At 63.3% G+C, this 14332-nt stretch carries 12 protein-coding genes and 1 pseudogene; 4 read left to right on the top strand and 9 right to left on the bottom strand.

Annotated elements, in window-relative coordinates; translation table 11 throughout:
* Positions 1-20 precede the first annotated feature (20 nt).
* Positions 21-905: a universal stress protein gene (locus tag ABCW42_RS09220; protein WP_423184546.1), complete on the top strand. Its 885-nt coding sequence runs from the start codon at positions 21-23 to the stop codon at positions 903-905.
* A 232-nt stretch (positions 906-1137) separates the two neighbouring features.
* Complete coding sequence (locus ABCW42_RS09215) at positions 1138-2007, top strand: universal stress protein (protein WP_423184545.1); 870 nt, start codon at positions 1138-1140, stop codon at positions 2005-2007.
* A gap of 176 nt (positions 2008-2183) precedes the next feature.
* On the opposite strand, the gene ABCW42_RS09210 is transcribed toward ABCW42_RS09215, so the two are convergent.
* From ABCW42_RS09210 to ABCW42_RS09200, 3 genes are all read right to left on the bottom strand, one after another.
* A complete protein-coding gene (locus ABCW42_RS09210) occupies positions 2184-3176 on the bottom strand; it encodes a phosphate acyltransferase (RefSeq protein WP_423184844.1) in 993 nt (330 codons plus the stop codon).
* A gap of 109 nt (positions 3177-3285) precedes the next feature.
* On the bottom strand, positions 3286-3915 hold the full coding sequence (locus tag ABCW42_RS09205; protein ID WP_423184544.1) for an AAA family ATPase: 630 nt from the start codon (positions 3913-3915) through the stop codon (positions 3286-3288).
* Positions 3916-3972: 57 nt separating this feature from the next.
* Positions 3973-4980: a zinc-dependent alcohol dehydrogenase family protein gene (locus ABCW42_RS09200; RefSeq protein ID WP_423184543.1), complete on the bottom strand. Its 1008-nt coding sequence runs from the start codon at positions 4978-4980 to the stop codon at positions 3973-3975.
* A gap of 391 nt (positions 4981-5371) precedes the next feature.
* Between ABCW42_RS09200 and ABCW42_RS09195 the strand changes: the two genes are divergently transcribed.
* Positions 5372-5701, top strand: coding sequence for a DUF3040 domain-containing protein (locus tag ABCW42_RS09195; protein ID WP_423184542.1), 330 nt, complete (start codon positions 5372-5374; stop codon positions 5699-5701).
* Positions 5702-5742: 41 nt separating this feature from the next.
* Complete coding sequence (locus ABCW42_RS09190) at positions 5743-6495, top strand: glucose 1-dehydrogenase (RefSeq protein WP_423184541.1); 753 nt, start codon at positions 5743-5745, stop codon at positions 6493-6495.
* Between the two features lie 105 nt (positions 6496-6600).
* Here ABCW42_RS09190 and ABCW42_RS09185 read toward each other — a convergent pair whose 3' ends face one another.
* The 6 genes and pseudogenes from ABCW42_RS09185 to ABCW42_RS09160 all read right to left on the bottom strand — a co-directional run bounded on the left by ABCW42_RS09185 (position 6601) and on the right by ABCW42_RS09160 (position 14121).
* A complete protein-coding gene (locus ABCW42_RS09185) occupies positions 6601-7026 on the bottom strand; it encodes a pyridoxamine 5'-phosphate oxidase family protein (protein ID WP_423184540.1) in 426 nt (141 codons plus the stop codon).
* Between the two features lie 111 nt (positions 7027-7137).
* On the bottom strand, positions 7138-7602 hold the full coding sequence (locus ABCW42_RS09180) for a pyridoxamine 5'-phosphate oxidase family protein (protein WP_423184539.1): 465 nt from the start codon (positions 7600-7602) through the stop codon (positions 7138-7140).
* Between the two features lie 152 nt (positions 7603-7754).
* Positions 7755-8189, bottom strand: a complete 435-nt coding sequence (locus tag ABCW42_RS09175) for an Hsp20/alpha crystallin family protein (protein ID WP_423184538.1) — start codon at positions 8187-8189, stop codon at positions 7755-7757.
* A 185-nt stretch (positions 8190-8374) separates the two neighbouring features.
* Positions 8375-10668, bottom strand: a pseudogene (gene ppsA, locus ABCW42_RS09170) (phosphoenolpyruvate synthase).
* Between the two features lie 119 nt (positions 10669-10787).
* Positions 10788-11258 (bottom strand): universal stress protein, encoded by a 471-nt coding sequence (locus ABCW42_RS09165; RefSeq protein WP_423184537.1) that lies wholly within the window; start codon positions 11256-11258, stop codon positions 10788-10790.
* 256 nt (positions 11259-11514) lie between these two features.
* Positions 11515-14121, bottom strand: a complete 2607-nt coding sequence (locus tag ABCW42_RS09160; RefSeq protein WP_423184536.1) for a PEP/pyruvate-binding domain-containing protein — start codon at positions 14119-14121, stop codon at positions 11515-11517.
* Positions 14122-14332 lie beyond the last annotated feature (211 nt).

Here is a 14332-nt window from a genome sequence, read left to right as displayed (position 1 = left end):
TCCTCCGATAAGGGAACATCATGGACGCCCCCGAAGAAATCCTCGTCGGTTACGATGGTTCCGCCGAAGCTGTCCCCGCCCTCCGATGGGCGGCCCGCCAGGCTGTCCTGCGCGGCTGGGCCCTGCACCTCGTCCACAGCACGCTGTGGCCGGCACTGACACATGATCTTGGACCGGTACCGGGTATTGCAGGCAGCGGGCTTCGACGCGCGGCCGAGGACATCCTGGCCGACGGCGTCGAGAGGATCCACGCAGACGCCCCGCAATTGGCGGTCACTTCAACGTTGCTTTATGGATGGGCCGCCGAGCACCTCAGGGACCTCTCGTCCACGGCCGGACTGCTCGTGGTCGGGACCAGGGGTGCGGGCGGGTTCATGGGGTTGCTCATCCGTTCCGTCAGCCTCGACCTCGCAGCCACCGCCGAGTGCCCGGTCGCCGTCGTCCGCGCAGGAGAACACCCGGACGGCCCTGTAGTGGTGGGACTCGATATCGACGATTGGGAATCACCCCTCCGTCACGCATGCACCTTGGCCGCCCTATCGCGTGTACCGCTCCAGGCGGTACACGTCCGCAAGGTCTTCCGCCTTCCCGGCATTGCCGCCGCCCGACCCGCCACATCCCAAGACAATCCCGGTACCGAGGTCCGGACATTGCTTGACTCAGCCGAGCGTGTTGCCCGTGGCACCTTCCCTGGTCTCGACATCCAGTCCCGTGCCGTCACGGGAGCCTCCATTCCCGGTTCGCTCCTGGCGCAGGCCAAAGATGCCTCCATCGTGGTCCTCGGCACGAAAGGGCGTGGAATGATCCGCGGCACTGTCGGCTCAACCGCCCACGCAGTACTGCACCACGCGAAATGCCCTGTGCTCCTGGTCCGGGAACGGGTCGCCGCAGTGAAGCCGCAGTGAAATAGCCGGGGCCTGCCTTGCCACTGGTCTCCAGTCGGGTTCCGGATGCCGGTAGGTGCTGGAAACCCTGTCAGGAGTTCTCATGAGTGGAGCAATCGGCGCGGTATTTGTGACTTTCGGCCCTACAAACCCATGCAGGAACCCATCAAGCTGGGAACCGGAACGGCGCCGCGGGAAATGGGTAGGTACCGCAGCAATTCCGGCCGTTGACCAATCGACCTGGAAGGCAGAAATGAAAGACTCACATGCAATTGCTGTCGGTATCAATGACTCCGTCCAAAGCCAGGCGGCCGTGGACTGGGCCGCACAGCGGGCCAAGAAGGCCAAGCTGCCCCTCGTGCTTCTCCATGTCGTTGACGATCGCTGGTTCGCGGAGCCCCGGTCCTGGCAAGGGGTTCTGTGGGAGACCGGAGAAAAGCTGCTGGAGCGCACAGCCGTTGACACCAGGGAGAACGCCGCCGTCGAAGTAACGACCAGCCTTTTGAATGGAAGTGTCGGTGGTTCGTTGGGGAAGTACTCCCGGAAGGCGTCGATGCTGGTGGTGGGTTCCGGAAGCGCTCACATGGGCGGTGCCCTTACGGACAGGGCCTTGCAGGTGGCAGCGGCTGCCAGATGCCCGGTAGCTGTGGTCGGAACCCAGGACCTCAATAAGCGAAGCGGAATTGTTGTCGGAGTGGACGGATCGGAAGAAGCCCTGCAGGCTGTGGCCTTTGCAGCTGCGGAAGCCGACCGGCAAGGCGAAGAACTCACAGTCGTCCATGCGTACAGTGATCCCGAACGGCTATCGGACGCCGGCCTGACCACAGAAAGCATGAGGCAGATCAAGGACGAACAGGAGCGACTTGTGCTTGCCGAATCCGTTGCGGGTTTGAGCGAGACTTATCCCGACCTGAAGATCAACAAAGTAATCGATCCCCAGCATGGGCCCGTGCGGGCTCTGCTGGATGCTTCCTCCCAGGCATCCATGCTGGTTGTGCGGAACCGCGGACGCGGAGGGTTCAAACGGCTACTCCTGGGCTCGACTGCCCATGGTGTTCTTGCGCATCTGCAGTGCCCAACCGTTGTCATCCCCTTCGGGAAGCGCAACCGCAAGGAAGCCTGACCGAAAGCCCTAACACCGTTGCCATCGTGGCCCCGGGTGCCGGGCAGGCGCCGGCACCCAGGTCCCAGCCGCCGTCGGGCATCCTGCGCCCGCCGCTGCGTCCGGTGCGCCGACCACCCGGATCGCGGCGGCAAAGTGGCCCGACGCAGCCGCGAAGCCCGCGGGTCAAGACATTCTCACCTGTCATTGATGCCGACTCGCCTTTCCACCATGGGCGAGCCGGCGCCTGGTTTGCTTTGGGCCTGCACCGCCGTTATTGCGACGGTGTTGACGATGTCGTCAACGCTGGATCCACGTGAGAGGTCGTTGATCGGACTGCGCAGCCCCTGCAGTATGGGGCCGACGGCGATGGCACCGGCCGACTGCTCGACAGCCTTGTACGTGTTGTTTCCGGTGTTCAGGTCGGGGAAGACGAAGACGGTGGCCTGACCGGCGACAGTGGAAGGCGAGGGGAGCTTGGACGCGGCGATGGTGGCGTCCAGGGCGGCATCGTATTGAATCGGCCCCTCGACGGGAAGACCCGGATGCCGGGTCCTGACTATCCCCTGGGCGAAGCTTTCCGTCAGTTCTGAGTGGGTTGGATCAACGATGTCCAGGTCTCCCACGTCGAGGCCGTGGCTTGCGGCGAGCTCTCGAACCCCCGCCACATCGCCTAGAACAACAAGCTCGCATGCATCGCGGCGCAGCAGAATTTCAGCCGCGCGCAACACACGGATATCTTCCCCCTCCGCCAGGACAATCCTGCGTTTATGACTCCGGGCGCGTTCCATCAGTTCATGCATGAAACGCAACGGGGTGGTGGTGACCGGACGCGGCAAAGCCAGGCGTCGAAGCACGTCCGCCTCATTTACGTGCCTTGTCAAGGCGCCAAGTGCTGCGGCAATCTTGCGTGTCTGTCCGGCATGGAACTCACTGCGCACTGCGGACAATGCCCGTGCCGTGGAATAGGTGTCCCGGGACGTCGTGAAGACGGGAAAGGGCGCTTTTTCAAGAAGGGACCGGATCACGGGGTCGGGCTGAATCCCGTCTGTCAGGACCATGGCGCCCGGCACGGGTGACCCCTGGGTGAGTGCGGACGCAAGGCTGGCAATGAGGACGTCTGCCCGGTCACCCGGGACGATGACGAAGTCCCCGGTTTCCAGTCTGCCGAGGAAGTTGGCCGTATTCATGGCTGCCACGTTGACGTGGCGCACGTCGCGATCGAGATCCATCCTTGCGCCGAACGGTACCAATCCAGTTGCCGCTTCCCCGACCGTAAGCCGCGAGACCTCATCGATTTCAGGGATCACGTAGCCCGGGCACTCCTGCACCGTGGACCGGAGCGTCTGCGAGCGTGTCCACCAACAGAGGATCGGCCCTGTTGACGATAACTCCCAATAATGGACAGTGTTCCGAGTCAAATAGTTCCCCCGCAACGGAAATGGCCTCGACGGTCTCGTTCAAAGAGAGGCCGCGGGCACCCACAACGGCCAGCACGGGCAGGCCGAGGTTATTTGCCAGGCGAGCGTTGAAAGCAAGCTCCATCGCTGTGTCGTTTCCTGCGAAATCAGAACCCTCCACAACTACGACATCCGCGGATACACGCAACCGGCTGAACCGCTCCACTGCTCCGGCCAGAACGTCATTGGCTTTTCCCGACCCCGGGCTGCGGGCAGACGCGAGGGCGACGCCTCCCGCGCACACGGATGGGTCAAGCTTGTATTGGCTCCGCATCAAGGCAACCATGGGGTCGCTATTCGGATCTTTGACGCCGACGATCGGGCGGAAGAAGCCCACACTGTCTGCGCGACGATGCATGGCATCCATGAGGCCGAGGGACACCAGTGACTTGCCCGAGCCCGGAGCAGTCCCGCACACATAGACTCCCGCAGGGATGTCGCCCCCGTTCGGGCGTTGGGAACCTTCCAATCTCTCTCCTCAAGGCGCGACGGCGACGGTCTGCCGGTTCCCCGTGGCCGGTGTCCCTTAGTGCTGTCCGAGCTGCAGGACCGCGGCGCCGGTGATCCTGTCCTCGGCGAGGTCAAGCAGGGCCTTGTTCGCCTCTGCCAAGGGGTAGGCCGTGGTGGTCGGGCGCATCGGAATCCGGCTGGCGAGCTGCATGAACTCCTGTCCGTCCTTGCGGGTGTTTGCCGTCACGCTGCGCACTTGGCGTTCATTGAAGAGTTCCTCGGCGTAATGAAGCGGAGGAATGTCACTGAGGTGAATGCCTGCGATGGCCAAGGTGCCGCCACGTTCCAAAGCCCGCAGCGCAACGGGGACCAGATCACCGGCCGGAGCGAACAAGATCGCCGAGTCAACGGCCCGAGGTGGCTCTTCGCGGGCATCCCCAACGAAGGAGGCCCCCAACCCGCGAGCCAATTGACGTGCTTTCTCCGAGCGCGTCATCACATAGACCTCGATGCCCTCGAAGATCGCGATCTGCGCGGCGAGGTGGGCGGAGCCGCCGAAGCCATAAATGCCCAGACGTCCACCTTTGGGGACATTGGCCCTTCTGAGGGCCCGGTATCCGATGATTCCGGCGCACAACAACGGTGCAGCCTGCTCGTCGCTGAACACATCGGGGATCGCGTAAGCGTAGGCTTCGTTGACTCTCATCAATTCCGCGTACCCGCCGTCCAGGTCCCAACCGGTGAACCGGGGCGTGAGGCAGAGGTTTTCTTGATCCTCCAAGCAGAATCGGCAGGAACCGCAGGTTGCGCCCAACCAGGCCGCGCCCACCCGGTCACCTATCCGAAACCGTGCGCTGCCCTCCCCCAGGGCGGCCACCTCGCCGACCACCTCGTGGCCGGGAATGACACCGGGCCGCCGGGGCGGAAGATCACCTTCGGCAAGATGCAAATCCGTGCGGCACACGCCGCAAACCAAGACTTTCAGCAAGACCTCGCCGGGGCCGGGGACCGGATCCGGCCGGTCGCCCCCCAGCAGCGGGTTCATTGCAATCGGCCCTGGATTCTCGACCCACCATGCGCGCATATCTGCCTCCTCAAGGCGTCGGGATACGCCGGGCACGACCAGCTATCGAACCCACAGGTTCCCGGATGCGGCCCGCAGCGTTGCTCCTACCAGAATGGACATCGAACCCGGCGTACACCAGAGCCGAAAGACCCGCAGCGCTCTGGAGGGTTCCCCGCCGCCGGGCGCCGCGGGCGGACAAGGATCGCCATCGGCGGCGGCGCGCTCTTCACGCCCTTTGGGCGGCCGCTGGCGAACTTCGGGGGCTCCGGCACGGTGCCTGGAAGCCAAGTGACTTTCGGCCCTAACGCGGGCAGCCCGATTCGCCCATTCTTGGAACATAAGCACCGAACCAGCGCAACGTCCACACGGCTTCCGGCCGCGGCGCACGCCATCTTTTGAGGAGGAACCGATGGCACTTACGGAGCACGAACAGCGTCAGCTTCGGCTGCTCGCGGAACAATTGCGCGAGGATGATCCCCGTCTCGCGGCAAAACTCAGTTCCAGTACATTGCGCTCTGGTCCGCGTCATGGTGCCGTGCAGGGCGGCTTCGCCCTGTTGGTTGGCTCGATGGTCCTCCTGGCCGGCATCGCGGCACGGGTCCCGCTTCTCGGGATCTTCGGCTTCACCGTCATGGGTACGGGCGCCTACCTGCTCTCCCTGGGAATCCGCGGCCGCCTGTCAGGGGCATTCCGGGAAGGCAGCGTCACGGACGAAAACGGGCCTGTGGCCTCGTCCTGACCACCCTGTCACAACGACCACGTACAAACGAGGAGCATCAGATGGAACGAGTCATTGACAAAGTAGCCCTGGTCAGTGGTGGCGCCCGCGGCATCGGAGCCGCCGTTGCCTCCCGGCTGCACGGTGAAGGGGCACGGGTTGTGATTGGTGATGTCCTTGACGAAGAAGGCAAGGACACCGCCGAACGGATGGGATCGGGCGCCGTCTACGTCCATCTCGATGTCACCAGTCCCCGGGACTGGGAAGCAGCGGTGGGGGCCGCCGTCGACACCTTCGGAGGGCTGCACATCCTGGTGAACAACGCCGGGATCGTGAACTTCGGCCCGATTGAGGACTACACGCTGGAGCAGTGGAACAGCGTCATCACCGTCAACCTCACCGGGACTTTCAACGGCATCAAAGCCGCCATCCCCGCCCTGAAGCAATCCAAGGGGGGTTCCGTTATCAACATCTCCTCCATCGCCGGCATCCGCGGTTATGAAGCAATCCCGGGATACACTGCGTCAAAATTCGGGGTCAGGGGACTGACCAAGAGCGCTGCGCTCGATCTTGGCCGCTACGGCATCAGGGTCAATTCCGTCCACCCTGGCGTGATCTCCACCCCGATGACGGCCGGCATGGAGATGGACATGAGCCGGGTAGCACTCAACCGGCAGGGCCACCCCGGCGAAATCGCCGACCTCGTCCTGTATCTGGCGTCAAATGAATCCTCCTTCGTCACCGGGGCCGAGTTCGTGATCGACGGCGGCGACACAGCCGGTGCTGTGACCCCTCCCGGGCAAAGCCGGGGCTGAGGCCCCGCGGATTTTGGCCCCGCGGATTACGCCGGAGCTGTGACGTGTGCGGACACCGGGATTCCCGGGCGCGACCCGTCGGCCTGGTGTCCGGGCAATCAAGCTTCAGAAGTATCTCTCCGGCTCCTCCCCCAGCTCGAAATGCCGGCCGCTGACCCGGGTCGGGGTGATCTCGACATAGGTGTATTTGCGCGTGGGGATCCATGGTTTGAGCGGGAGCCTGTCCGCCTCGTCAATCTCGGACTGGGACACGATCACCCTTGCCGTTCCCTCGACGACCACGCTCCATGCCTCCTCGTCCGTCACATGGTCGACTTCGAAAGCGACCCGGTCATTGACGGTGAGCCCTGCAAGCTTGGTGCCTGGATTCGTGCGCATGAGCAGCACCGCGTTGTGGGCGATGAAGTTGATGGGGTAGATGTCAGGCCTGCCCGACACACTCACGGCGAGCCGGCCGTACGAGCTTCGCTGCAGCACCTCCCAGGACTGGTCGTCGGTCAGAACCGTTCCCGGACGTTCGTCACTTTCCATTGTCTCCTCCTGACTGGTCGACGGCGGCCTTCCGGGGAAGCTGCCCGCTGTGGGATCAGTCTTGTCCTCATCCATGCGGGAAGACAGGGCCGAAAGTCACACCCCGGCGAGTTACTCCGAATTGCCATCGGCGGGATTCCACCAACTCCCCGGCGGAGCGATCACGAAACGTCGCCCGCTCACCTGGCTTGGCAGGATCCGGATCACATGTTCTTTTCCGCCTTCTTCCCACGGCTCGGGGAGCCGGACAGGCAGGTCATCCAGGCGTTGTACCTCCGCGGTCGTCCCCTTGACCATCACGCTCCACGCGATGGTCCCGTAGGTGTTCATTCCGTCGGCTTCGAAAGCCACCGGCTTTCCCCGAAGCACGGCGTCCAGTTTGGTTCCGGGGCCGGTCCGGAAGACAAGCGAGTCGTCGTCCGGTACATAATTGACGGGAAAGATCTCCGGGTGCTCTCCGACGACCACCGCGACCCGGCCGACCGATGATGATCTCAGGTATTTCCAGCACTCATGCGTGCTCAGTTCGTGCGTTTCCGGACCGATTGCCGCGTCTTGTTGATCAGGGGTGTTCATGGTGCAGAGCCTAAACCTTCCGGAGTTTTTGAATATAGGGCAACGGCAGTGGTGAAGTGAGCCGGCAGGCCCGCAACGGCGCAGGCTCCTGCCTGGGGCAGGTCCGGCTGCAGCTGGCCTGACCTTGCCGGCTCGTCTTCCTGATATTCCCACTACCCTCGCTCTACCTGGATTTTCTGGGTCTTGGTGTCGGCGTCGGTGCTTGGAATGGGGGCGCTGACCTCCAGGACGCCATCCTTGTAGCTTGCTTTGATGTCCTCTTCATTCACGCCCTTGGGCAGAGAGACGCTGCGGTAGAAGGAACCGTAGCGGAACTCGGAACGGTAATTTCCGTTGTCCTTTTGCTCCGACTTCTCATTTCTTTCTGCCCGGATGTGCAGCTGCCCGTCGGACACTGAAATTTCAACGTCTTTGTCGGGGTCGACGCCCGGCATTTCGGCGCGGACGGTCAGGACATTGTCCTTGACCTCCTCCTCCACCCGGATCAAGGACTTCTCGGCATCGCTTTCGAAGAGCCGGCGGAACGGCTCCATCAGGTCAAATGGTGAACGCCGCTCGAACGGCGACCACCTCAGCAGATCACTCACGACTAAATTCCTTTCTGTGAACAACGGATCTTGTCCCCTAAGCTGCGGGGACGGAAATCAAAGAATGCAGGACCGGATGACCCCTCCGAAGGAACCGCCGGATCCGGGCGGATCCCGGCACCGTTTCCCCCAGGATCGGGGAAAAATCACCGGCGCGGCGACTGAAGACACGTCTGCTCCCGCAATCAGGGCGTCCGCACCACGTCAGTTTCCGCTTGCGCGATCACCGGCACGGCTCGGACGAAAGAGTCCGGGTTCAAGGAAATGGAGTCGATCCGCTCCTGGACGAGGAATGCCGCGAAGTCCGGATGGTTGCTGGGGCCTTGACCACAGATCCCCACCTTGATTCCTGCTTCGTGCGCTTTGCCGATGGCTTCCCGGATCATTGCCTTGACCGCGTCATCCCGCTCATCGAACAGAGCTGCGAGGTCCGCCGAAACCCGGTCGGCCCCCAAGACCAACTGCGTCAAGTCGTTGGATCCGATCGAAAATCCGTCAAACCTGGCGGCAAACTCGCGGGCAAGGACAACGTTGGATGGAACCTCGCACATCATGTGAACTTCAAGGCCTTCCTGTCCTCTGGCCAGGCCGTTTTCAGCCATCACGGCCAATACGCGGTCCGCTTCGGCGACCGTCCTGCAGAAGGGCACCATGACTACGACGTTCCTGAAGCCGCAAAACTCCCGCAAGCGCTTGATCGCCCGGCACTCCAAATCAAAACCGGGCCGGTAGCGTGGGTCGTAGTAGCGGCAGGCCCCGCGGAACCCGATCATTGGGTTCTCCTCGGCAATTTCAAAAGCGGCACCACCGACGAGACGGGAATACTCGTTCGACTTGAAGTCACTGAACCTGACAATGGCCGGTGCAGGATGGAACACCGCCGCCAACTTCGCCAAGCCGGTGGCAAGAGTCTCAACGAAGTAGTCCGCCGGCTCGCAGTAGCCGTGTGCCAGCTCGGAGATGACTGCCCGTTCACCGGCGTCGGTGTCGCGTTCCGGGTAGACCAGCGCCATGGGGTGGACCCGGATCAGGTCGTTGATGACGAATTCCATGCGGGCCAGTCCCACACCGTCGGCGCGCAACCGCCACCATTTGAAGGCGTTTGCCGGGTCGGCGATGTTTATCATGAGCCGGGTAGACAGGTCGGGCAGTGTGCCCAGGTCCGTTTCTTCCCTTTCGTATGCCAACAGCCCGTCATGGACGCGGCCGGAATCTCCCTGGGCGCACGAGACCGTGATCGCTTGGCCGTCCGATATGACCGCGGTCCCCGTTCCCGTCCCGACGACCGCGTTGATACCCAGCTCGCGGTTCACGATCGCCGCGTGGCTGGTGACCCCTCCACGGTCCGTCACGATGGCGGACGCCCTTTTCATGATCGGTACCCAGTCCGGATCAGTCTGCCCGGTAACCAGGATTGCACCATCGACGAACCGTTCGATGCCGGAGGCGTCTTTGATCACGCAGGCTTCACCTGTGGTAATTGCGTTTCCGATCGCTGATCCTTCGGTCAACAGGGATCCGTCTTCAACTAGGCGGTAGGTGGTGAATAACGGGTTTGATTCACGGGAGTGGACCGTTTCGGGTCTCGCCTGGACGATGAACAGCTCACCGGAGTTGCCGTCCTTCGCCCACTCCATATCCATCGGACGTCCATAGTGCTCCTCGATCCGGACGGCCCATTTTCCAAGGGTGATGATGTCCGCTTCCTCGAGAACAAATGACCTTCTCTCCTCCTCCGAGGTGTCGGTCATGGCGGTTCCCGCGGCTTCGTCCGGCGCGTAGATGAGTTGCGCAGCTTGGAGCCCTTGGTCTTTTCGATCACCGGAGCATAAGTGCCGCGCACCAGAAGAGGCTTGAAAACCATGTACTTGTCCGGATTGACCGAGCCTTGGACAACGGTTTCGCCGAGCCCCCAATTGGCGCTGATGACCGCAACCCGCGGGAAGCCGGTTTCCGGATCGAGGGAGAACATGACCCCGGACGATCCCACATCCGACCTGACCATCAGCTGGACACCTACGGACAACGAGACCTCCAGCTCTGAATATCCCGTCAATTCGCGGTAGCTGATCGCCCGGTCAGTAAACAAGGACGCGTAGCATCGACGGCAAGCGTCCAACACGGCTTGTTCACCACGGACATTCAGGAACGTCTCCTGCTGTCCGGCGAAGCTGGCGTCCGGCAGGTCCTCGGCAGTGGCACTGCTGCGGACCGCGACGGCCGGCTCCGGGCTACCGGCCCGGCGCGCAAGCTCACCATACGCCAAGCGGATCTCCTCGGCGATATCGGTCGGGAACTCCCCTGACAGGATCGCTGCCCGCATGGACGAACCGGCGTCCCGAAGGCTCAACCGCCCGTTGTGGTATTCGTTCTGAACCTCCCGCACCCGATCGGCCAGTGCGTTGACGTCCACATAGCGGCGAAAGGCTGCCGCCGTCGTCGCAAAGCCGCCCGGCACGCGGATCCCCTCTTCAGCCATGGATCGGATCAGTTCACCCAGTGACGCGTTTTTCCCCCCGACGTCCGGAATGTTCGACGTATCGACGTCCTCAAGCCAGAGGACATTCGGAGAACCCATATGACCCACCACCCCGGCGCTCAATCGTGGCTGTTTTCCGATGGCGCCTGGTCCACCAGCAGGACCGGGCAGTGCGCATGCGCAGCACACGCCCTGCTCACGGAGCCGATGGGTTGGGAAAGAAAACCGCCGCTGCCGTGCCGGCCGATGACAAGCAGTTGGGCATCATTGCTCTCCTCGACCAAGATCCTGGCCGGGGAACCAACACGCACGCTGACGCTGACATTGGCAGGCGGCGCGGCTCCGAAGGCTCTTTCCACGGCCTCATCAGCCAGCCGTGCGGCGGCGTCCCTCAGCCTTCCGGTGTATTGCTCCAAGCCGGGGTCCAAGTGCTCAGCCAGATAGAAGTCGGACATTCCGACACAGGTGACAACCTCGAGCGGCGCATCAAAGGTCGCCGCCATTCGTCCGGCCATTTTGAGTGCATTCGAGGAGTACTCTGATCCGTCGACGCCAACGATGATCCGCCGAGCATGCGCTTTCGTAGTCATGTTTCCAGACTCTGTGCGCATTTCAGTGCGCGCTAGGGGCTAAGGTCATGGAATTGACCCGGGACACCTCATAACGGACCAGGATTCGCAGCCGCCCGAGCGACTGACCGGCCGCCCGGCACCATAGCCCCGGTCTAACGGGCAGGCCCCGGATCACCACGGCCCGCAGGCTCGTCAGCCCAACTGAGCAGCACCGTCGGCGCCGGTGACAGACGGACGCAACATAGAGACAGCGGTCCTGCATCCTGATCGAGAACTAGTCGGTCCAAGTTACTGTGCCGGAGACTCCGTCCACGGTCACTAGCTGGCCGCTGACTATCCTTTGGGTGGCGTTGCCTGTCCCCATCACCGCCGGAATGCCGTACTCACGGGCAATGATGGAGCCGTGCGCAGCCACTCCGCCGATGTCCGTGACCAGGCCCTTCGCTTGGGCAAGGAGAGGCGTCCAAGCGGGGATTGTCGTAGGGCAGACAAGGATGCTGTCGGGCATCATCGAGTCGAAGTCGCCGGGTGAAAGGATCACGCTGGCCGGTGCAGTGACCCGTCCCGGGCTTACGGGGAAGCCCTTAAGGCTCGGGCCTTCCCCGAGGTTCCTCTTCTGGGTCTCAAAGCCGGACAAATCGAGGGGCCCTAATTTCCACCTCGCGGCAGGTGGTACTGCCGCGGGCGGGTGCAGGCGTCTTCGAGACTCCCGCAGCTCGCGGCGCTCCGTGGCGAACCGGGCGAGGTCGGGGCGGGCCTGCCCTGCCGCGCGGGCGTGACTGGCCGCCCGCAACTCTCCTGACTGAAGATAGAACACGTCTGCCGGAGCGTGCAGGGAGCCGGCCGCGACCAATCGCCGCCCCAGGTCCAGCGCCAACCGGCGGAGCACCGGCCACGCGGAACCGATGTAGAAGAGAGCTTCTTCCCTGTATGGTGCGTAGCTCTGTGCCCACCGCAGGAACTTCAGGAACAGACGGCGACGCAAGGGGTCCAACGAGCGAGCAGTCCGCTGCACCAAGCGTTCGCGGTCGCCGGCAATCTCCGCTTGGCGCACCCTCAAGTCCAACCCCGGTTGCTGTACCTCGGTCTTCAGGCTGAGCAAGACCGGAACCGGGTTCTCGGCCTGGGTCGGATCCGCGAAGTCGAGGTTGTAGACCTGGTGGCCGTAACGATCGAGGTAGAGCTTGAGCCGCTCCGCCACGACGCTGCCGGCGGAGCTTGCCTTCAGGGCATCGGGCAGTCTCCGGGCGGGGGTCGACCGGGCCAGCTGGCATAGTTCGTCGGAAGCGCGGATCTGCCTGGCGATGGCCTGCAGTTCCACCTCTGCCTCGAGGGCCTTCGACGGAAAACCACGCAGGAAGAGCGCACTGTTCAGGCCGCTACCCGGGATCGCGATGGCAAGGAAGCGGTCGAGGAACGCGTCACTGTTCTTCGCCGCGGCCAGGACGAGGGTGGTGCTGCCCCAATAGACAGCCTCCGAACGATCGAGCTCGCAGATCCCGTCCAGGAGCTGCTGGTCCGGTGCAGACGCCAGGTCCAGCCCTTTCCACCGTTCCACCGTCTTCAGATGCCCCGGCAGGACCTCGTCCCGCCAGTACGGGATCGCCTCAACAAAGGTCGCGCGCATTGTCTTTCCCCCAACAAGGGCGGCCAGAAGTTTCAGCAGGCCCCTCCAGTTCATGGTGAAGCTGGCGCACAGGTACGCATACCCGTTCACCGTGGCGTAGGAGGGCAGGCCCGTGTCGGCGACGGCACCGGGGTATCCCAGCATCTCCATGTCCTTCTTCATCGCCAATTCCATCCCTTCGCCAAGGTAGAGCTCCTCGAAGAGCGGGGACAGGGGCTCGGGCATGTTCTCGGCCACTTGGCGGCGAATCCATTTCGTGCCCGGTATGGGCGGCTCCCAACGCACGTTTGTGAGCGGGGCAGGCGGCAAGCCCGTCATCGGCCGGGCCTGAAGGAGCCAGCAGCGCCCCTCGGCAAACGCCCACTCGAGATCCTGGGGCACGCCTCCGGACTGCTTCTCCACTTGAACGGCCAGGTCCCCCAAGTCTCGAATTTCCTGGTTTGTGATCGCCAGACGCCCGCGGCGATCCGGCGGTACGGACTCGGTGGCCGTGCCCTCCTTCGCCGCCACGACGGCCACCTCTTTCGACCCAAGCGCTGCCATTTTCACCGCGAGGCTCGCTTTGTCCACCACGACGACGTCCGGCGACACCACGCCCGACACCACCGCTTCCCCGAGGCCGTAGCTAGCATTGAGGACCAACTCTTCCCGGTCACCAGTAGCGGGATGGGCTGTGAACAGCACCCCCGAAACCTCCGAGGCCACCAGGACCTGGACCACCACCCCCATTGACGCCGATCTCTGGTCCACACCCATTTCGAGCCGGTATGAGATCGCACGAGCCGACCACAGGGAAGCCCAGCAACAGACCACGGCCTCCCGCAGTTCCTCCTCTCCGCGCACGTTGAGAAGGGTCACGTGCTGGCCAGCGGAAGATGTCCCTGCCAGGTCCTCCGTAGTGGCCGACGAGCGCACCGAAACCGCTGCGCCCTCGGGCAACCGAGCATAGGCGAGGGCAATCGCCACGGCAATTTCCCGTGGCATCGAAGCCTTGCCGAACAGCCCGGATATCACTGTCGATGCATCCTCGAACGAGGATGGCCGCGAAGGGTCCACGGCGCTGAGCGCCGCCATGATCGAAGGCCCAAGGTCGTGGTCAGCGACGAAGCGCCTGTATGCCTCGCACGTGACGTGGAACCCGTCCGGCACGGGCAAACCCCAGCCGGCAAGTCGCGCAAGCGAGGCACCCTTGCCGCCGACATTTTCGAGCGTTGCCCGCGGATCAGCCAAGGAAAGCGTATATTCCTGTGACATTCCGTGCCTCCTGCGCCCCGGTGTCACATCCGGTGCGCGAAAGAACCAAGGACGCGAAGCGATCCCAGACCCTTGCCCGGAGCGTTACCCGATCCTTTGCGCGATACACAGGTCCAATACTCGATGCCCACACCCCAAGGGTAAGTCGCCGGGCCGGAGCGGTCTACGACGGTTCTTGAACCGCAGACCGCACCCCCACGCACTCCAGCCG

Source organism: Arthrobacter sp. NyZ413 (assembly GCF_049390645.1).
GTDB lineage: Bacteria > Actinomycetota > Actinomycetes > Actinomycetales > Micrococcaceae > Arthrobacter.
Note: the sequence above shows the minus strand (reverse complement) of the source record. Positions and strands in the feature narration are given on the sequence as shown.